Source organism: Gemmatimonadaceae bacterium (assembly GCA_036504815.1).
GTDB lineage: Bacteria > Gemmatimonadota > Gemmatimonadetes > Gemmatimonadales > Gemmatimonadaceae > PNKL01.
In genome coordinates, this window is record DASXUN010000021.1 from 50,757 (window position 1) to 71,582 (window position 20,826).

14 protein-coding genes are annotated in these 20,826 nt (G+C 66.7%); 5 read left to right on the forward strand and 9 right to left on the reverse strand.

The genetic code is table 11. The features are described from left to right. Positions 1-127 precede the first annotated feature (127 nt). Together VGJ96_09960 and VGJ96_09965 are read right to left on the reverse strand one after the other, a co-directional pair. On the reverse strand, positions 128-3,304 hold the full coding sequence (locus VGJ96_09960) for a protein kinase (GenBank protein ID HEY3287426.1): 3,177 nt from the start codon (positions 3,302-3,304) through the stop codon (positions 128-130). A gap of 121 nt (positions 3,305-3,425) precedes the next feature. Next, positions 3,426-4,445, reverse strand: a complete 1,020-nt coding sequence (locus VGJ96_09965; GenBank protein HEY3287427.1) for a cytochrome c peroxidase — start codon at positions 4,443-4,445, stop codon at positions 3,426-3,428. 252 nt (positions 4,446-4,697) lie between these two features. Here VGJ96_09965 and VGJ96_09970 point away from each other — a divergent pair, with 252 nt between their 5' ends. Both VGJ96_09970 and VGJ96_09975 read left to right on the forward strand, forming a co-directional pair. Continuing rightward, the gene (locus VGJ96_09970) at positions 4,698-6,914 is read left to right on the forward strand and encodes a SulP family inorganic anion transporter (protein ID HEY3287428.1); all 2,217 of its coding nucleotides are present in this window, start codon (positions 4,698-4,700) and stop codon (positions 6,912-6,914) included. Positions 6,915-6,989: 75 nt separating this feature from the next. Beyond that, a complete protein-coding gene (locus VGJ96_09975) occupies positions 6,990-7,988 on the forward strand; it encodes a metal-dependent hydrolase (GenBank protein ID HEY3287429.1) in 999 nt (332 codons plus the stop codon). Between the two features lie 2,663 nt (positions 7,989-10,651). Here the strand turns inward: VGJ96_09975 and VGJ96_09980 are convergent. The 7 genes from VGJ96_09980 to VGJ96_10010 all read right to left on the reverse strand — a co-directional run bounded on the left by VGJ96_09980 (position 10,652) and on the right by VGJ96_10010 (position 18,038). Beyond that, on the reverse strand, positions 10,652-11,287 hold the full coding sequence (locus tag VGJ96_09980) for a hemolysin III family protein (GenBank protein ID HEY3287430.1): 636 nt from the start codon (positions 11,285-11,287) through the stop codon (positions 10,652-10,654). Between the two features lie 76 nt (positions 11,288-11,363). Next, entirely contained in the window at positions 11,364-11,555 is a 192-nt protein-coding gene (locus VGJ96_09985; GenBank protein ID HEY3287431.1) for a hypothetical protein, read from the reverse strand. 94 nt (positions 11,556-11,649) lie between these two features. Then, on the reverse strand, positions 11,650-12,978 hold the full coding sequence (locus VGJ96_09990) for a Na+/H+ antiporter NhaC family protein (GenBank protein ID HEY3287432.1): 1,329 nt from the start codon (positions 12,976-12,978) through the stop codon (positions 11,650-11,652). A gap of 9 nt (positions 12,979-12,987) precedes the next feature. After that, positions 12,988-15,108 carry an alpha-galactosidase gene (locus VGJ96_09995; GenBank protein HEY3287433.1) on the reverse strand — a complete coding sequence of 707 codons (2,121 nt, stop codon included), beginning with the start codon at positions 15,106-15,108 and terminating at the stop codon, positions 12,988-12,990. Between the two features lie 13 nt (positions 15,109-15,121). Then, a complete protein-coding gene (locus VGJ96_10000) occupies positions 15,122-15,961 on the reverse strand; it encodes a sugar phosphate isomerase/epimerase (protein HEY3287434.1) in 840 nt (279 codons plus the stop codon). A 70-nt stretch (positions 15,962-16,031) separates the two neighbouring features. Further along, complete coding sequence (locus VGJ96_10005; protein ID HEY3287435.1) at positions 16,032-16,232, reverse strand: hypothetical protein; 201 nt, start codon at positions 16,230-16,232, stop codon at positions 16,032-16,034. A 9-nt stretch (positions 16,233-16,241) separates the two neighbouring features. Beyond that, positions 16,242-18,038, reverse strand: a complete 1,797-nt coding sequence (locus VGJ96_10010; GenBank protein HEY3287436.1) for a sodium:solute symporter family protein — start codon at positions 18,036-18,038, stop codon at positions 16,242-16,244. 147 nt (positions 18,039-18,185) lie between these two features. Between VGJ96_10010 and VGJ96_10015 the strand changes: the two genes are divergently transcribed. From VGJ96_10015 to VGJ96_10025, 3 genes are read left to right on the forward strand one after another with little or no spacing between them, the layout of a single operon-like run. Continuing rightward, on the forward strand, positions 18,186-18,926 hold the full coding sequence (locus VGJ96_10015) for a (Fe-S)-binding protein (GenBank protein ID HEY3287437.1): 741 nt from the start codon (positions 18,186-18,188) through the stop codon (positions 18,924-18,926). Beyond that, positions 18,923-20,317 (forward strand): LUD domain-containing protein, encoded by a 1,395-nt coding sequence (locus tag VGJ96_10020; protein HEY3287438.1) that lies wholly within the window; start codon positions 18,923-18,925, stop codon positions 20,315-20,317. Before VGJ96_10015 ends, VGJ96_10020 begins: the two co-directional genes overlap by 4 nt. Next, positions 20,314-20,820 carry an LUD domain-containing protein gene (locus VGJ96_10025; GenBank protein ID HEY3287439.1) on the forward strand — a complete coding sequence of 169 codons (507 nt, stop codon included), beginning with the start codon at positions 20,314-20,316 and terminating at the stop codon, positions 20,818-20,820. Before VGJ96_10020 ends, VGJ96_10025 begins: the two co-directional genes overlap by 4 nt. Positions 20,821-20,826 lie beyond the last annotated feature (6 nt).

Consider the following 20,826-nt stretch of genomic DNA (forward strand, 5'->3'; position numbering starts at 1 on the left):
GCTTAGCCCCATCGGTGCTGATGACACAAGCACCCAGGGGCAGGCGGAAACACAGACGCCCGCGCGCCACGAAGGCGCGAGGGCGCTGTGTTCGCGGTCGCGTCCCGGAACGCGACCGCCGGCGCCGCTACCCCTTCAGTCCGCGCAGTCGCTTCAGCTTGTCCTGCACTTCGCGCACCTTGGGCTGCAGTTCGGGTTCGGCGTCCTTCCACATCGCGGTGAACTTCTCGAAGTTCTCGATCGCTTTCGCCTTGTTCCCCTTCGCGTCATAGAGTTCGCCGAGACGCTTGTACGACCCGGCCCGGAACTCGGCATCGAAGTCGGGGAGCGAGCCCCGCGAGTTCGTGAACTTCTCGAAGTACGCGATGGCCGAGTCGGGGCGGCTCGCATTGTCGTGCGCCTGTGCCAAGGCGACCCACGCATAGCGCCAGTTGATGGTCGCCCGCTTGTCGGCCTCGAGGACCTGGGCGATCGCCGCATCCCACCGATGCTCGGCCAGCGCCACCTGTCCCGCGTAGAACGCGCGGTCACCAATGACGTCCGGCGATTCGCCGACTTGGTCCTTCTCCCACCCCTGCGCGGCAAGCCGGGCGGTGGCCGGATCGCTCATCTTGGCTGCAATCCGCGAGAGGTAGCGGTACGGCCGCTCGGACGGGGCCAGCTTGCTGAGGGGGACGCGAGCCAGGCCGCGTGCGATGACCGCGCGCGCCTCGGCGGGCCGGTCCAGCGTCCCGGCCAGCATGTACGCGCTGTCGAGATAGAATTGCAGCTGGTTCACCGGCGTCGCGGCCGCCTTGAGCGACGCCTCACTGGATTGCGAAGACCAGCGCAGCGACTCGCGTGGCTGCCCGCGCAACTCAGCGACCGACGCGACGGTATTCGCGCTGCGCGTCGCCTGACGCGTCGTGCGCGCAACGGCGTGCACCGCGCGGCCGACGGAATCCGCCGCCCGCAGGTCGCCGGTGCCGATCGCCACATAGGCGTCCGCCTCCCACAGGTCGGCACTGTTCGGCAGCTTCGCGTGGAACGCCTTGCGGGTGGAGTCGAGCCCCGAGATGTGGCCGAGGATCGTCTGCATCTGCATCAGGTTGGTGAACGCGCCGCCGAAGCTGCGCGGCAGTTCCGTCACCTTGCGGTATCGCTCTTCGGCGCGCGCGAACTCGCGCTTCTCGCCGTAGATGACCGCGGCGTTGTTGAGTGCCGCGGTGCTCAGCGAATCGAGCTGCGCCGCGGCATCGTAGGCCGCGAGCGCCTTATCCCGGTCGTGCTTCGGACCGCGGGTGAAGTAGTACCCCTCGGTCAGCAGGCGCTCCATCTCCGTGAGCCGGCTGCGGTGCCGGTACGCGGCCTCCATGGCCGCCAGCTGCAGCGGGCGGTTCGTCCCTTCGTTGCCGAGCACCACGGCGATCTTGCGCCACGCCATGGCGAATCCACTGTCGATCGACACCGCCTCCTGCAGCAGCGCCACGGCGCGCTCGGCGTCGCCCAGCTCGTCGGAGGCCTGTGAGCCCTGCACGTACTTGCGCAGCGCCGCCAGCGAGGGCGTGGAGACGCGCTCGAGCTCGGAGCTCTTCTGGATGCTGCGCAACGACTCGCCGGCGCGCTCGCGCACCGCGCGGGACAGCTTCCCGAGAGCGGTGATCAGGTCGTCTTCGCCACCCGCCGTCTCGCGAAAGGTCACCAGCTCGTTGCCGTCGAGCGCGTTCACCAGCCGCGCCGACACCACGTAGCCCTTGCCGAGCCGTACGACTTCACCGTCGAGCACCGCCTTGGCGCCCTCGCGGGTGGCGATCTCGCGGGCGACGTCAAACTGCACCACGCTCTCCCGCGGGCGCTGCATCATCCCCAGCAGGTCGCGCATGTTGGCGCGCGTCAGCACGCGCAGCGAGCTGGACTGCCCCAGGTCCGTGCGCAGCGCTTCCGCGACCGTACCGCCGAGCGTCGAGTCGCCGGCCGGGCTGCGGAAGTCCGCGACCACAATCGTCTCGCGATCACCGAAGGTGCCGCGTCCGCGCAATGAACCGAATGGCCCCACGCCCATCGCGCGCATCACCATGAAGGCGATGACCAGTGCCACGAAGCCGCCCACCGCGATGCTCCCGCCCAGCCAGGTGCGCCGCCACGAGACGTGCGGCACGGCCCGCATCGCCAGGGTCGCCATCGTCCCCTGCGGCGCCGTGGAACCGCCGGGCGTGAACTGCGGCGTCACCGTGTAGGCGCGGTGTGCCACCTTCTGCACGTACCAGGTGATGCCGATGACGGGCAGCCCCGCGAGCATCACGCCGACGGAGCCCGGCAGCACCCAGTCGGGGAGGCCGATGACGCGCATCGCCGCCCAGGCGGTGATTACGGTCAGCACCGCGGCGCCGGCCCAGAGCGCGAACGCCTTGCCAAGGTTGATGCGCCCGCCGGCAAGGATGGCCGGCGCCGCGGCGGCCGCGCCGCTCGACGTGATCGTGTCGAGCACCCGCACGAGGTCCAGCGCCTGCTGCGGACGCGCCGCCGGTTCCTTCTCGAGGCAGCGCATCACCAGGTCGGCCAGTGTCTCCGGGCAGTCCGTTCGCAGCGTGCGCACGTCCTTCGGCGTCTCGCCCAGTTGCGCGGCCAGCAGCCGCGCTGGCGTCATCCCGTGGAATGGGGGGCGGCCCGCGAGCAATTCGTACGCCATCGCCCCGAACGAGTAGAGATCGGCGCGACTGTCGGTGCCCGGATCGCCCGCCGCCTGCTCGGGCGCCATGTACGTCGGCGTGCCGATGGAGGTGCCGGCCACCGTGAGCATCGTGTTCGGCGCCGAGTCCTCGCTGGTGGTGCGCGCGGCGCTGATGGCCTTGGCAATGCCGAAGTCGGTGACCGTCGCGCTCCCCGTGGAGAGGAGCACGTTGTCGGGCTTGATGTCGCGGTGCACGATGCCGTTGGCGTGCGCGTAGGCGAGGGCGCGCGCCACGTCGCGCAGGATCCCGACGATCTCGGTGATAGACATCGGCCCCTGACCCAGCCGCTGTCGCAACGAATCACCGTCCACATACGGCATCGAGAACCACGGAAGACCGTCCACGTCACCGGCCGTGAGGACCGGGACGACGTGCGGATGCTGGAGCTTGGCCGCCATCATCACTTCGCGACGGAAGCGCTCCACCGAGATGCCCGCGAGCAGCTCGGGAGCCAGCACCTTCACGACGACGCGCCGATCGAGGGCGCGTTCGCGAACGAGGTACGTGCGCGACATGCCGCCGCCACCGAGTTCGCGCTCGAAAATGTATGAGCCCTCGAGTGCCGTCTCGAGGCGCTGCCGAAGATCGTCCATGCGGGGGGCTGGAGGGGGACGGTCCGACGATTAGCCTCGAATATGCGGTTCACTCCCGCCGGAGCGCCAGCGGGGCGGGCGCTCGCACGCCCGCCCCGCCCCAGTTCTCGCCCCGCCTCCGCTACTTCTTCGGCTGCTGCGGGAACGCGATATAGTCGGTGTTGAGATCGCCGGTCATCGAGCCCATCCACGTGACGACGGACTGGACGTCCGCCGGCGGAAGCTCCTTGCTCAGCTGGTGGTGCGCCATCAGCCGCACCGCCTCGTTGAGGCTCGCCACGGATCCGTCGTGGAAATACGGCCCCGTCTTCTCGATGTTCCGCAGCGACGGCACCTTGAAGACGAACAGGTCTTTCGCGTCCTTGGTCACCGCAAAGCGCCCGCTGTCCGCCTGCGAGAACCAGGCCACCTGCGCCCCGGCTTTCTGGTAGCGATCGCCGCCCATGTACGTCCCCATGTGACAGGCCTGGCAACCGGTGTTGAGGAACGTTCTCAACCCTTTCTGCTCCTCGGCCGTCAGCGCCGTGGAATCACCGGCGACGAACTTGTCCCAACGCGACGGCGTGAGAAGCTTGCGCTCGAAGGCGCCGATCGCATTGCCGACGTTGTCGTAGCTCACGGGCTGCCGATCATTGGGAAACGCCGCGCGGAACTGCGCCACGTACGCCGGCGATCCGCGCAAGTGCGCGAGCACCTCCAAGGTGTCCAGCATTCCCATCTCGACCGGATTCAGGATCGGACCCTTCGCCTGTGCCTCCACATCGGCGGCGCGCCCGTCCCAGAACTGCGCGATATGCCCGGCGGCGTGATAGACGGTTGGCGCGTTGCGGTTGCCCGCCTTGCCGTTGTGGCCCAGCGACACGCTCCGGCCGTCTGCTCCCCAGCCATTCAACGGATGGCACCCGTTGCACGACACGTCGTGGCTCTCCGAGAGCACCGTCTCGTAGTACAGCGCACGCCCCAACTGGATCTTCGCGTCGGAGAGTGGCTGATTGGCGACTTCCACCACCGCCGGAAGCGGTGCGAAGACGGCGAGATCGGCCTTGGTGATCGGCGCGTTGCCGCCTCCCTGCTCCTGCCTGGTGCCGCATCCCGCAGCGATCACGAGGATCGCCGCACCCACGAGTGAATACCGATTCATCTGGGAATCCCTCCTGTGCCGATGAGCGGAACTCGGGCACGCGTCCGAGCGGTCCGCTGGTTGCGCCGCATTCGTGACAGACATCGTCGTCTGGAGCGATAGCTCTATTGTGCGACCATCAGCCGGCATCGTCAGTCGGGCAACCACGGGTCGGACGTGGGATAATCCCCCGTACTCTCGCCGGCGCTCCCAATTCATGCCATGATAGCAGGCACGCTCCGGGCCACCGGGGCGTCGAGCCACGAGGGAACAATGGCAACCATGGAACTCCCCACCGGCAGCGCGCCGTCGCGCGCCGGTGATCTCTGGGGCGGACTGGCGGCGATGCTGGTCGCGCTCCCCTCCTCCATCGCCTTTGGCGTCCTTATCTACAGCGCCATCGGCCCCGAGCAGGCCGGAGCCGGCGCTCTCGCCGGCATCCTCGGCGCCGCCGCGCTGGGGATCGTGGCGCCGCTCGTCGGTGGCAACGGCGGTTTCATCACCGCGCCGTGCGCACCGGCCGCCGCTATCCTGTCGGCGCTCGCCGCCGCGTTCGCCGCGCAGGGGCAGATGCCCCCCGACCGCATCATCGCGCTGCTCGGACTCACCGCCCTGCTCTCCGCGCTCTTGCAGTTGGTCTTCGGTGTGGCGCGCGTGGGGCGGCTCATCAAGTTCATCCCGTATCAGGTGGTGAGCGGCTACCTCTCCGGTGTCGCACTGATCATCGCCGTCGGCCAGTTGCCCAAGCTGCTCGGCGTCCCCAAGGGGACGCATCTCGGCACCATGCTGGTGTCGCCGGACCTCTGGCGATGGCAGGGCATCGTCGTCGGTCTCATCACCATCGCCGGCGTGCTGCTCGCACCCAAGGTGACCACCAAGGTGCCCGCCGCGATCATTGGCCTAGCCATTGGCGTGGCGTCGTACTTCGCGCTGACCTTCGTGGACGCCTCCCTGCTGACGCTCGAGGGGAACAAGCTGATTATCGGCCCGATTACGGCGTCTGGGTCGTTCGTGGATTCCGTGAGTGCGCGCGCCTCGTCGCTCCTCCAGATCGGGCCGTCCGACGTCTCGCTGGTGTTCAGCTCGGCCATCACGCTGGCCGTCCTTCTCTCGATTGACACCCTGAAGACCGGCGTCGTGCTGGACACGCTGGTGCGCAGCCGCCACAACTCGAACCGCGAGCTCATTGGCCAGGGGACCGCCAACCTTGCGTCGTTCTTCATCGGCGGCATGGCCGGCGCCGGCACGATGGGCGCCACGCTCGTGAACGTCACGAGCGGCGGCCGCAGCCGCTGGTCCGGCGTGGCGGAGGGCGTCTTCGTCCTGCTCGCCTATCTCGTCCTCGGCACGCTCATCGCCTGGGTCCCGATCGGCGCGCTGGCCGGCATCCTGCTCGTCGTCGCGTTCCGGATGTTCGATCGGACGATGTTCAAACTCGTGCGCAATCCGTCCACGCGCGTGGATTTCATCGTCATCCTCACGGTGATTGCCGTCGCCCAGCACGAGCTCATCGCCGCGTCGGCAGTCGGTGTCTTCCTTGCCATCCTGCTCTTCATACGCGACCAGGCGCGCAGTTCGGTGATAGTCAACAAGCGCGACCTGCGCACGGTGCACTCCAAGCGGCGGCGCCTGCTCGCCGAGTCGGAGATCCTCGACGAGTTCGGCACCGAAGCCGTGGCCGTGCAGCTGCATGGCAACCTCTTCTTCGGGACCACCGACAAGCTGTTCAGCGAGCTTGAGGCGGATCTCACGCACTGCCGCTACCTGCTCTTCGACATGCGCCGCGTGCAGAGCATGGACTTCACCGCGGCGCACCTGTTCGAGCAGATGAAGGCGCGTGTGGCCGACAACAAGGGCGAGCTCATCTTCAGCTCCATGCCGTCTGGACTCGCGCGCAGCAGCGACATCGAGAGCTACCTCGCTCAACTCGGCTTGGTTGGCAGCGGGCACGGCATCCGCCTCTTCGAGACGCGTGACAGCGCCATCGAGTGGATCGAGGAACAGATCCTCCGCACGCACGGCTACACGGAGGAGGACGAGGGCGCCGCGCTCGACCTCAACGAGATCGAGATCTTCTCCGAGTTCAACGCCGAGACCATCCGCGAGTTGTCGGGTGCGGTCACGACACTCAGCGTGCCGGCCGGCGGCACCATCTGCAAACAGGGCGACGCGGGCGACGAGCTCTTCCTGTTGCGTCGCGGCCGCGTGAGCGCGCTGCTGCCGCTCGAGACGGGCAAGCGGCACCACGTGGCGACGTTCTGCCGTGGCGACTTCTTCGGCGAGATGGCGTTCATTGACCAGGAGCCTCGCTCGGCGAGCGTGGAGGCCGTCACGCCCACGGAGTTGTTCGTGCTGTCGCGTGCCCGGTTCAATGAAGTGGCCGGCAAGTATCCAGCGCTGGGCGGCACCATCTTCGAGCGGCTTGCCGTCGCCATCTCCAAGCGGCTTCGCTCGGCCGACACTGAACTGCGGGTGCTCGAAGAGCGGTAGCGCCTCGCCAAGGCCGAGTTGCCGCGCCGGGCGCCACTCGCGTCCGGCGCGGTTCTCGTTGACATTACTCCCCTCATGGATCCCATCACGCACACGCTGGCCGGCGCGACGATGGCGCGCGCCGGGCTCGACCGCCGCACCCCGCTCGCCACGGCCGCGCTCCTGCTAGGCGCCAACGCGCCGGACATCGACATCTTCACCGCGCTCGGCGAGGCCAATGCCACGCTCGCCTGCCGGCGGGGATGGACGCACGGGCCGCTGGCGTGGATCGTGCTGCCGTTCGCGGTGGCCGGGTTGCTCATGGCGTGGGACCGGTGGGTGCGACGACGGCGCGATCCATCGGCCAATCCTGTGCGCGGCGACGCTTTGCTCTCTCTGGCGGCGCTTGGCGTCTTCAGCCATCCGGCGCTCGACTGGCTCAACACCTACGGCATCCGCCTGCTGAAGCCGTTCAGCGAGACGTGGTTCCGCGGCGACAGTGTGTTCATCATCGACCCGTGGATTTGGTTGCTGCTGGGGACCGGCCTCATCGTGGCGCGGCGCGCCCAGCCCAACCAGTCGCGCGCCACGCGCCTTGCCCGCACCGCTGGAATGCTGGCGCTCGCGTACGTCGCGACCATGATCGGACTCAGTGTGCAGGGCAAGCGGGTGACGCGCTCGGCGGCGGATGCGGCGGGCATCGCCCCCATCACTGAGGTGCTCTATTCGCCGCGGCCAGCCAATCCGTTCGCCGCTGACGTTGTCGTGCGCACACCGGTTGCGTACCACCCCGGCGCCTTGCGATGGCTCTCTGATCCGCGCGTGACGTTCACCGGCATAGTCATTCCGCGCGGAGACTGGGACGCGCCCGCCGTGCTGCGAGCGCGCGCGACGCCGGCGGCACGCAACTACCTGGTCTGGTCGCAGTTCCCGTATGTGCGCGTCGAGGTGCAGGGCGCCGACACTACCGTCTTCTTTGGCGACGCGCGCTACCGTGCGGGGTCGGCGGGGACTCTAGGTGGACTGCTCCTCCACGTCTCGCATCAGGTGCCTACGGCGCGTGCTGGTGGCAGAAGAGAAGGGGCCACTCCCTGAGTCCTCGCAACGCTTCTTCATAGCACCCCGTACGACCGTGTGCGACGGAGGATGACCTCACGTCGCCTAGGTTTGGCGCGCGTAGTAGAGGATCGCGTGCCCATGTATCGTGCCGACGTGACCGCCGACAACGTCGAGCACGTCGAGAGGCCCCCTACCGTCACCGAAGCGCAGGCTAGTAGGCCGCAGCCGCGGTGCGTTAGCTATGACGATCAGGGCGCCTGCACATTTTGTCTGTCCACGGAGTGTCATCAACAGCTCCCCGGCATTCGTCTTACACTTGCGCTCTAGCTCACACCCAACCAGTGATGACCAGTACATGCAGCAACTTCTCACAGTGGCGCCATACTGAGGAGACAGTGTTCATGCGGCACGACTACCTCGACGCCTCGCTACAATCTCTCGTTCCGCGACCTTAACGCCGGGAGCAGGCGAGCCACGCACCAACCTCGCCATCAGCAAGCATTATACATTGCCACTGCCGCGTTACTTGCCGTAATAGTCTATAACCGGTAGTTTCTGCGGAGTCGATAGCGGCGTGTCCGCAGTCGCTATCGGCCGTTGCTCACTCACTAACGAGGAGTTCATATGCGTGCCCCGATAAGGCGAGCGCGGCAGCTGCTTGGCATCATCGCGCTCGCGGCCCTGTAGTCAGCTTCCACCGCACTTGCCGCGCCGTCGTCGCGCAGCACGGTGGATCAGTGCGGGCTCTGCACCAACCAGATTGAGTGTCCATTCGACTTGACAGTGTATGACTCCGCATGTCAGCAGCACTGTGGTCCCGCTTCGTATGCAGGTGGTTGCTGGCGGCCAGGAGGGCCCGAGTTCCCGCCGGGATGCGCGTCTGGCGGAGGCCAGAGTTTCGTTGTCTGCTACGAGCCGGACTAGCCTACGCTGACCTGGTGCGCGGACCACCGGGTCAACCCATCCGACATTTCCGAGGATTGAACATGCAGCTATCGAGAGCGGCTGCTATTGCCGACCGCGTTACGAGCTTCGCGATTGCTCTCTGTGCCATGGTAGTTGTCATTGCCATCGCTCGACGCGAGTTCTTCGGTACACAGGCCGCCAAGGCTCAGGATGCTTCCGGCGTACGCCCACCCCGCGTTATCGCGGAGTGGGCCGAGGTGCTTGCCACCGCTCGACAACCCTACGATAGCGCAGCGCTACTCACTGTAGTGACGTTTTTTGATGCGGAGTGTCCGTTCTGTAGGAGGTATGAGGCATCTCTTCGTGCATGGCGGAACCAGATGGGACCGCGGGTTACCCTCTTGGCTGTGCACTTTCCGCTCCCGCAGCATCGCTTCGCACGCCCCGCTGCGAGAGCGTTGGAGTGTGCGCGAGTACAGGGTCGCTTTGATCCTATGCTAGCTCACGTGTTCGCTTCACAAGATTCTCTCGGTCTGCGACCGTGGGATGACATCGCATCAGACGCAGGCGTATCGCGACTCCAAGATTTTCGCGAATGCGTACGCGCCGCCGGCCCGATACCTGGCGTTGAAGAAGGTGTGTCGCTCGGGATTCGACTCGGCATCTCAGGCACGCCTGCGGTCATCGTGAACGGTCGCCTGTATTGGAGTCCACCAGACACCGGCGAACTCACTCGACTCGCGAGCGCTGCTGGATTGTTCGCCGCTTCAAGCGGGCATTGAGGAACAAGTCAGCACATCTGTCAAGCCAGATGTCGCGTTGCTGGTGCCATAGGCCCTTCAGGAATCGTCCGGTATCGCTAGGAATGAGCGAACAAATGCGTCTCGCTGACAGAGTTCGGTCCTGTTGCCCCGCGTGTAACATCGCGGCGCGCTTGATCGTGATGCTGGGTCTGATCGGGTCTAGCGCACTCGGACAGGAAGTTCGTACGACGGTCAGGATCACCGACCAATATGCTCGGCCGGTTCCGTTTGCACTCGTCAGCGTAGCGTCCGGTGGCTCGAAGGTGGCCGATGATAGTGGCCACGTCATACTGATCGTTCCGCGAGCCGACTCGCTACGAATCTACGTGCGCCGCATGGGATTCTTACCGTATGACGGCTGGACGCGTCGTGCAGCGCGCGACGGGAGTTTCCACGTCGTACTACAGACAGTCGCTCGACAGCTCGACACTGTCTCAGTCTCGACCGAACGGAACGTCACACTCGAGCGCACCGGTTTCTACGATCGCCTTCGCCGTGTGCAGCGCGGTGCGTACGCTGCCCGGCTGATCACGCCTGAAGAACTTGAGATGCGGAACCCGATCAGGATCACGCAGATGTTCACGGGCGAGACAATGGTGAGAGCGACGCCAGCTGGAGGCGGACGTGCGATACTGCTTGGCCGGGGCCCGAAGTGTGCCATGACCGTTCTTGTGGACGGTATGCTCTTGCGAGGCACTTGGGAGGAGGCAATTAATCGTCGTGATGGTGGACCCGAAGGCACTCGGATGTACTTGGACGATCTGGTTCCGGCTTCCTCGGTTGCTGCCATTGAGATCTATGGTAGCAATGTGTCTGCCCCTGCTGAACTGCAGCAGATCGCCGGTGGCAACGGCTGCGGAATCGTCGCCATTTGGACGGGAGGTCGTCGGTAGGAAGTCGACGGGTAGCAGTCTCGCTCTGCCGGCGTTTGGCGCTGCGTCGCTGGAATATCAGGCAACGGTGCTCATTCGTGGTCGCCTTCCGCGATCTTTACACCACCACCGCATACCTTAGCACCGCCACGAAGTGGCAGGCCGTGCCGGCCAGCACGCACAGGTGCCAGGCGAAGTGCGAGTACCGCATGCGGTGCGCCGTGTAGAACACCGTCCCCGCCGTGTACGCCACGCCGCCGGCAATCAGCCAGAACAGTCCCCATGCGGGGAGGTTCAGGTAGAGCGGGCGCGCCGCGATAATCACCAGCCACCCCATCGCGAGATACAGTGCCGTGGAGAGGCCGCGCATGTGAAAGCCGGCGACCGATTTCACGACGACGCCGAAGATGGCCAGTCCCCAGATGGTCCCCAGCAGCGACCATCCCCAGGCACCGCGCAGGACGCCCAGCGTGAACGGCGTGTACGTGCCGGCAATCAGCAGGTAGATCGCGCCGTGATCGAACACGCGCAGAATCTGCTTGGCGCGTGGGTTCGTGATCGCGTGATAGAGCGTCGAGGTCAGGTAGAGCAGCGAGGCAGTCGCCGCGAAGATCGCCGCCCCGACCACCGCGCGCGTGCCATGCGGCATCGCCGCGATGACAAGCACCGGGATTGAAGCCACGGCCAGCGCGAATCCGATGCCGTGGCTCACGGCGTTCGCGATCTCTTCTCCGACGGACTGCGGGCGTGACATGGGGGCCTCTGGGCCGCGAGTGGTCAGCGGCGGATGCGGCCGACCCTTCTCTGCAAGATAACTACCCCAGGAAGGGTCAGAGCGGTTGCATCGGATTCGTTGGCCCGGCCTGCTTCTTGCCAAGCCGGTCGCCCAGCAGGAGCCCCGCCCCCATGCCAAGAATGAAGATGCCGGCCAGCGACGTGCGGATCTTCAGAATGAACTCGAAGATCACGAACATGAAGCCGATCGCCATGGTGATGATGGCGCCCTTCAACTGCTGGGACACAGTTCCTCCCGTTGGTGCCTGCTTTCTATATAGAAGTGCTACGAGAAACGCGCCAATTCTCGCGTGACGCCTCGCGTTGCCCGGCGGCTCCGCCCTACAAGACGGCGATCATGCCCGCGATGAAGAGCAACGTCAGGACCACGACCATCGGCGCGGCGAATCGTAGCCACCGCTCGTACGGGCACTTCACGCTGAGCAGGATCGCCATCAGCGTGCCGTTGGTCGGCGTCCAGAACTCCGTGAGTCCAGCTCCGGCCTGATACGCAAGCACCGTCGCCTGGCGTGAGATACCCAGCAGGTCGGAGAGTGGAATCATCACCGGCATCGTGAGCACGGCCTGTCCGCTCACGCTGCTCACCGGGATGTGGAGCAACGCCTGCACCGGCACCATCAGCACCGCGGCGAAGGCGCGCGGCGCACTGGCGAGCGGCGTGACAAGCCCCTGTAGGATGGTGTCGATCACGCGCCCGTCCTCGAGCACCAGCGAGATCGAGCGCGCCACGCCGATCAGCACCGCGGCGGCCGTCACGGAACGCATGCCGTCGAAGTACGCGTCCACCGTGCCCTGCACGCCGAGGCGGCCGACCAATCCGACCAATAGACCAGAGACGAAGAAGGCCGCCGAAAGTTCGTTGAACCCCCAGCCGAACTTCAGCACGCCGACGATGTACGCGACGAACGGCGCGGTGATGAGCAGCAGGATGACGCGCTGGCGTGCGTCGAACGTGTGCGCCGACGGCCGGTGCGCCTCATCCGGCTCCACGCGGTGCTTCTCAGCGTGCCGGATCGTCCACCAGGTCCACAGTGCGAGCGCCACCAGGAGCAGACCAGTGCGCAGCAACGCCCCCGACAGCAGCGGCAGCTGTGCAAGCTTCAATGCGATCCCCGCCTGGAAGGGATTGAGCGGACTGAACGCGCTGCCGATCATCGCCGAGCCGATGCTCATCGCCGCGGCCGTGAGTGCATCGTAGCCGAACCCCTGGCAGAGCAGGAGCAGCACCGGGACGAGCGGAATGATCTCCTCGCCCATGTTCTCGAGTGCACCACCGGCCGTGAAGGCGCATGACAGCAGGATGATGGCGAGGTGCCGTTGGCTCCCGAACGTGGCGACCAGCCAGTCCACGATGGCGCGCAGCGTCCCCGCCTTGTCCACGACGGTCCACGCCCCGCCCACCAGCAGGACAAGCACAATCACTTCGGCGCCAGCAACGAATCCGCGCGGCACCGCGACGAAGGCGGCGAAGGGGCCGACGGGCTGCGCTTCCACCCGATGATACGTATTCGCGACAACCACGGTCCGCCCCGTTGCCGCATCCTCCTGCCGGTCGAATTGCCCCGCGGGAATGACGTGCGTCAGCGCGGCCGCGACGAGCACGCAGGCGAGCAGCAAGACCATGGGGTGCGGCAGGTGCAGTGTGCGCATCGAATCTCCCTACGGTGTCTGTCGAAAACGAACAGTCCATCGCAACGTCGTTGCCGGCCCCGCCAGCACCACTCTCCGCCAGCGCACACCGTTCGGCCCTGCCGGCTCAACCCGCTCCCCGAGTTGCGCCCGAGCGTCCGGCGACTCGATCGCGATCGCTTCCCACCCCGGCGGCTCCGTCACCGCAATCTCAAGAGCGTCACCCGCCACCGTGCTGGAGATGCCGCGCAGTGCGCTCCCCTCCCACCGCACATCCTGCAAGTCAGCGCCGCCGCACGTGACGTGCCGATTGGTGGACAGGAGCTGCGGATGGTCCACGCGCTCGCGCAGGCAGACCACCTGCACCGCATCGCCCGTCACGGGCTCCAGCGCGAGCGACGACCGGATGGCGCCGAGGGCCTGGTCATTCCAGTAGTCGAAGGCGACGTAGACGCGCGCTGTGTCGAGCCCAAGCTCTTCCATCGCGATCGTCGTCGGCGCTCCTGCGGTGCGCGCAAGCACCGTCCACCGCTCGAAAGGACGCGCAATGTCAGTCTGGTAAAATGTCTGCTGCAGCCGTTGGTCCGCCTCGAACGGCCGCGGCCCGGCGCCGCTCACCTCGCTCTCCACCATCCACAGCCGGTCGGTGCGCGACGGATCCACGTCGTACACCTGCCCCGGGCGCGTCACGAGCACCGGCGCCGTGCGCTGCGCCGTGAGGAGTGCGGCGCCGTGATAGGTCTCCGGCTTGTCGGTCAGCATCAGCAGCGAGCCTGTGAGCGAGGTCAGCGTCGCCGCGCGCCGACCATCCGGCTGGCTCAGTTCGATATGATCGGGATCGTTGCGCCAGACTACGTTGTTGAACGAGTTGAACTGCGCGAAGCCGCCGTAGCCGAACCCGTCGTCACCCAGCCGCGTGGCGTCGATGATCCCCACGAGCTCCGGGCGCGGTCCCCACGACGCCAGCAGAAAGGCGTCGCGCCCGATCACGGTACGGATCTGCTGCGTGAAGTCGCGGTACACCTTCACGCGGTCCAGCGTGCGTTGCGCAAAGTACGCGCTGTGGCTGTTGAACCCTTCGTACCGCAGGTGCCGCAGGGCGTCCACCTTGTAGTAGCCCCACCCCTGCCGCTTGAGCGCGGCATAGACCGGGAGCACCAGGTCGCGCATCGTGGCGGGACTGCCGTCCATCACGTACCCCACCCAGTTGCCGCGCGACGGCTTGCCGGCGGCATCACGCACGAAGTACTGCGGATGCGCGTACGCCCACGCCGAATCGTGAAAGGCCGTGTTGGTCCAGAGGCCCGCCGTCAGTCCCTTGCCGGCGATATAGCGCTGCAGCCCGCCAAGGCCGCTCGGGAACTTCGCATTCGTGTTGAGCCAGTTGTCCGGCACCGAGATGGGTGACCGCTGGAAGCCGTCGTCGATCTGCAGCACGTCATAGCCGTACGGCTTCAACCGCTCGGCCATCACGTCGGCGGTGCGTTGGATGTCGGCTTCCGTGACGCGGTCCTTGAACGCAAACCACGAGGTCCATCCCGCCACCGAGCGCGGCCAGGTGCGGTAGGCCCACGGTTCATAGGGCGCGAGCCCACGGTGCTTCTGGTAGAAGCGCGGCCGGAAGCGGAGTGTTATTTCGTAGCCATCTGCTACTAATTCAAACGCCGCCGAATCGCCACCGGCCACCGGCGTAATCCGGGCGCTCGCCGGGAAGTCGACGCTCAGCAGCCAGTCGCGGTCGCGCGCATACACCGCGCGGTTCAGCTGGTTGTAGCTGGGCCCCACACTATGCCGCACCACCGGCACGCCATCCTCGCGCGGGTCGGCGTCCACCGCCAGCGCCTCGCCCGTCGTGTGCACTGTGCCGCGCAGCGTGTACCGGCCGGCGCCCGACACCCAGCTCACGACCTGGGTGACGCGGCCGTTCGCCGTATCCACGAGCTGGCGGACCGTGGGCACGCCGCGCGTGGCCGTCACTTCAGCCGTGAGGATGGTCGCGCCATCGTAGCGCACAGTGATTGTACGCCCGGAGACTGTCACCCGCGCCGGCCCGTTGGGCGGCGGCGCGGGCTTTGCCGCCACCGGCGCCTGCGCCGCCGACGTGGCGGCAAGGCCCAGACAGAGGACAGCCGCCACGAACTGCTTCGCCATTTCGTCTCCGTGCCTAGAAGCGGAGCGCGCGCATGTACTGCAGGTTGCGCTTGGCGCTCTCGAGCGGAGCCGCCGACCCCTCCTGCTCCACCACGCACAGCTTGTCATCGATGTCGCGCACCATCCCGAGCAGCGCCTTGAAGTCCACCGTCCCCGTGCCGAGGTCGGTGTCCCTGGTGTTGTCGGCGACGACGTCCTTGATATGGAAGGACCAGAACCGGTCGTGATGCTTCATTAGATACTGCATCGGGTCGCCGCCGCCCATGCGCATGTTGCCGGCATCGAGTTGCAGGCGCACGGCAGCCGGGTCGGTGCGCTCGATGAACAGGTCGAACGGCACCACGCCGTCGATCGGCTTCATATGGTTGGGTTCGTTGTGGAATCCCAGCCAGATGCCGCCCTTCCGCGCCACGGCGCCCGCGGCGTTGAACAGATCGGCCCACCGCTTCCATTCGTCGAGCGACTTGTCGGCCTCGGCGGTCAGGCTCGGAACGATCAGGTACTGCTGTCCCAGGTACTCCGCCGCATCCACGCTCTTCTGCCAGTCCTTGGTGAGCAACGACGGCGCGATGTGCGCTGACGACGCCTTGAGCCCCGTGTTGGCCAGCGCGGCCTTCACCTGCTCGTTCGTGCGCCCGAAGTTGCCGAACGACCAGAGGAGTTCGACGTCGTCGTAACCCATCGCGCGCACCGCGGCGAGGGTCCCCTCCGGGTCCTTTCGCATCTCATTGCGCACCGAGTAGAGCTCGAGGCTCACATGCTTCACTCGGCCCGCGCTGCGCGCAAACGGCGCCGGCAGCGCGCACCCCGCCGCCGCGACGGCGGCCACTTCCACGAATTCACGACGCTTCATCTCTCCCCCGTCCCGTGCACCCCACCGTGCCCGTGTCCTTGCACCCCACCGTGCCCGTGCCCCTGCACCTCTATGGCCTCCCTCGCGCTCGCACGGCGAAGATCAGCATCCCCCCGCCAAACCCGCACAGCACCACCCCCCAGTACAGGTTTACGTTGATGCCGAGCGACTGCGTGTAGGCCTCCGGCGGTGTCACGAGGCCGTAGATGACCAGGATCGCGCCGAAGAGTGAGAACAGGAATCCGATGGGAAGTCGCAAGTCGAATCGCATGGCGCCCCCTTAGAGGAATGCGAGGTTGAGGGCGGTCACGGCGGCGAGGATCATCGCGCCGATGTAGATCGGCCGCTGGTACCACGGCAGGTGTCCTTCGCTGTGACGCTCGGTCAGGCTGTACACGAGACCGCGGAGTTCCTCGTCGCTCTTGAGTCTCTTCGTCAGCAGGCTGATCAGGATGGTCACCGTGAAGCACGTCGACCACGACCAGATGGCGGTCCAGAAGTTCTGCGCCATCTCGCTGGGATACGTGTGCATGATCGGCCCGATCCACCCGCCCTTGAACAGGCTCTCGGCGCCCACCGGAATCGTCAGGCCGTGATGCATCGCGGCGGCGAAGGTGCCCGCCAGCAGGCCATAGAACGCGCCGTGCCCTGTGGTCCGCTTCCAGAACATCCCCAGCAGGAATGTGGCGAACAGCGGAGCGTTCACGAAGGCGAACACCAGCTGCAGCATGTCCATGATGTTGTTGAAGTGCTGCGCCATGTACGCCGTGAGGATCGAGAGGACGGTGCCGAACACCGTCGCCATCCGTCCCATCCACAGGTAGTGCGCGTCGCTCTTGCTCGGCGCGATATGGCTCTGGTAGATGTCGTACGTCCAGACCGTGTTGAATGCCGTCACGTTCCCCGCCATGCCGCTCATGAACGACGCCATCAGCGCCGTCAGCCCGAGCCCGAGCAGGCCGGTCGGGAAGTAGTGCTTGAGCATCAGCGGGATCGTCATGTCGTAGTCGTACGCGTTCCCCTTCACCGGGAGCGCAAACCCGGTCTGCCCGCTCTTGTACGTGAGCGCGATGGCGATCATGCCCGGCAGGATCACCAGGAACGGGAAGAGCATCTTGGGCACCGCGGCGATGAGCGGCACGCGCCGCGCCGCCTGCTCGTCCTTGGCGACCATCGCGCGCTGTACCACCAGGAAGTCGGTGCACCAGTAGCCAAACGACAGGACGAAACCGAGTCCCATCACCATCCCGAACCACTCGACGCCCATCGGGTTGCCGCCGGGCGTCCCCATATGGTTCCAGGCACTCACCCACGCGCCGGCCTGGTACGGCTGCCCCGCGAGGTTCTGGCTTCCCGTGGCCACGAGGTCGAGCCGCGACACGAGCCCCGACCAGCCGCCCGCATCGCGCAGCCCCAGGAAGACGAGCGGCGCGAAGCCGAGCACGATCAGGAAGAACTGCATCACCTCGTTGTAGATCGCCGAGGTCAGGCCGCCGAGGAAGATGTACGCGAGCACGATCGCGGCGCTCGCCCACAGGGCGACGTCGAAGTTCCAGCCGAGCAACAGGTTGAGCAGCTTCGCCATGGCGTACATCGAGATGCCGCTCGAGAAGACGGTCATCGTGGCGAAGCTCAACGCGTTGAACGTTCGCGTCTTCTCGTCGTAGCGCAGCTTCAGGTATTCCGGGACGCTGCGCGCCTTGGAGCCGTAGTAGAACGGCATCATGAAGACGCCCACGAAGACCATCGCCGGCACGGCGCCCACCCAGTAGAAGTGGGAAGTCATCATCCCGTACTTCGCGCCGGACGCGGCCATTCCCATCACTTCCTGCGCCCCCAGGTTCGCGCTGAGGAAGGCGAGGCCGGCGATCCACGACGGGATATTGCGTCCCGACATGAAGAAGTCGTTGGAACTCTTCATGCCGCGCTTGAGCGCCGCGCCGATCCCCACCACCGTGGTGAAGTAGAGGACGAGGATCAGCCAGTCGACGGCGCCGAGTTGGATGCTCTGAGTGATCGGAATGGGAACGCTCCCGGAGAGCCACGCAGGGTGGCGATGAACGCGGTGAGGCGGCACCTCAGCAGTGCACCACTAGCCGGACAGGCTCTATAGTCGTCGGCGGGGCGGGCACCGTCAAGAAAACATGCCACGTCGTTGAGGGGACATTGCGCCACCCCCGTGCGGCGGCGAGGGTGCGGCCGCGGCGCTAGCTTAGTCGTGAATATGCGCGTCGCGCTGGCCGTCCCCTGCTACGTCGACCAATTCCGCCCACAGGCGGCGCGGGCAACGCTTGCGCTGCTCGAGCGGCTGGGGTGCGACGTCCGCCTCGACTTCGACGCCCCGTGCTGCGGTCAGCCGATGTTCAACGCGGGCGTGGTGACCGCCGCGCGCGCCGCTGCCGAGAACTGGGTTCGCCAATCCAGTGATTTCGACGCCATCGTGATGCCGTCGGGAAGTTGCACGCAGCATGTGCGGCACCATCTGCCGCCGTTCCTCGGGAGTGGAACCGCCGCCTACGCCGCCAAGGTCACCTACGAGCTGTGCGAGTTCATCGCCGGTCCGCTCGGACGACCGACCCTTGCCGGCCGGTTTCCGCATCGGGTCGCAATGCACCTGGGTTGCCACGCGCAGCGCGGACTCCGGCTGGGCGGTGCGTCGGAGCTGCACCAGCCGCTCGACGGGCCCATGCACTCGCTTCTCGCCGGACTCGACGGACTGACTTTCGCCACTCTCAGCCGGCCGGACGAGTGCTGCGGCTTTGGTGGGTCGTTCGCTGTCGGCGAAGCGGACGTGTCGGTCGCGATGGGCTGCGACAAGCTCGCCGACTTGGACGCAAGCGGCGCCCAGGTGCTGGTCAGCAGCGATCCGTCGTGCCTGCTGCACCTCGAAGCGATCGCGCGTCACCGCGGTTCGTCCCTGCGAACGATGCATGTCGCCGAACTGCTCGAGGAGGCGACGCGATGAGCGCACCGGTCGGCGCCGCGCGTCGCGGCCATTCCGAAGCGGCGGCGGGCTTCCTCGTCGACGCCGAACGCGCCGCGTGGCATGACCAGTCGCTCTGGTTCATGCGGCAGAAGCGCGACAAGGCCACCGCCCTGCCGGAGTGGGAGCAGCTGCGGTTCGCCGGTTCCGCGCTCAAGACACATGCGATGAGCCGGCTGGCGGACCTGCTCGAGGAGTTCGAGCGGAAGGCGACCGCCAACGGCGTGGTCGTGCACTGGGCGCGCGATGCCGCCGAGCATAACGCGATCGTGCTCGGCATCCTGCATGCCGCGGGGGTCACGCGCGTCTCGAAGAGCAAGTCGATGCTCACCGAAGAATGCGGGCTCAATCCGTTCCTCGAGGCGCGCGGCATCGAGGTGGTGGACACCGACCTCGGCGAGCGCATCGTCCAGCTGGCCAAGGAACCGCCATCGCACATCGTGATCCCCGCCATCCATTGGAAGCGCGAGGAGATTGGCGAGCTCTTTCACCGAACCATCGGCACGCCGGCAGGCGAATCGAGCCCCGACGCGCTGGCCGCGGCGGCGCGCGTGCACCTGCGTGACGCGCTGCTCAACGCCGGTGCCGGCATCACGGGGGCCAATGCCATTGTGGCGGAGACTGGCGGTGTCGTGGTCTGCACCAACGAAGGGAACGCCGACCTCGGCATGCACTCGGCGCCCATCCATATCGCCTGCGTGGGTATCGAGAAGATCGTCGCCACGCGTGACGATCTTGGCGTGCTGCTGCGGCTGCTCGCGCGCAGCGGCACGGGACAGCCCGTGACTTCGTACACGACCCACGTGAACTCGCCCAAGCCCGGCGGGGCGATGCACGTGGTCCTCGTGGACAACGGCCGCACGGCCCGGCTTGCCGATGAAGTGATGCGCACCGCCCTGCACTGCATTCGCTGTGGCGCCTGCCTCAATACCTGCCCTGTTTATCGCCGCAGCGGGGGTTACAGCTACGGGCACGTAGTTCAGGGACCCATCGGCGCAATGCTCGCGCCGGCCGTGGACCTCGATGTGCATAGCACGCTGCCCTTCGCGTCCACGCTCTGTGGGTCGTGCGCCGACGTCTGTCCGGTGCGCATCGATATCCCCACGCAACTGCTCGCCTGGCGGGCGCGGGCGGCGGCGGCCAAGCGGCTGCCGCGCGGCTATGCGCTCCTCTTCCCGCTGTTGGGATGGGTGCTCGCGTCGCTCAACCGGTACGAGCGACTGGCGCGATGGGGCCGGCGTATCCAACGACTGCTCCCCCCGTCATGGATCTCGGGGCGATGGAATCCCTGGACGCGTCCGGGGCGCGCGCTGCCGCTGCTGGCGGATGAGTCATTCCGCGAATGGGCACAACGCGAGGGACGGCACACGTGAGCGCGCGCGACGAAATCCTCGCGGCCATCCGGGCAGCGAACGTTCCCGACGCGCCGCCGGCGGCGCCGCTCGTCGCGGCTCCGGCAGCGATCGATGCATTGCGTGAGCGGTTCCTGCGTGTGCTCGCCGACGTCGGCGGTCAGGGTGTGGTGCGTCATCCGTCGCAGCCGCTCGACGCCCTGCTCGACGAACTGCTGGGCGACGGTCGCGAGAGCGCGATGGTGGTTCGCGGTGAGGTCGCGGTGGCGGAGAATGGAGCGGTGTACATCGATGCCGCTCGTCTTGCCCAGCGCAATGACATCGTGCGCGAGGAGCATCTGGTCATCGTCGTGCCACGGGATGCCATCGTGCCCACGATGCACGAGGCGGTGCGCTGCATTCCCGTTGGCGCCGGATGCGGCTGGTTCCTGAGCGGGCCCTCCAAGACGGCGGACATCGAACAGTCGCTGGTGTTCGGCGCCCAGGGCTCCCGCACGCATCGCGTGATCTTCGACTGCGCCTAGCGGCAA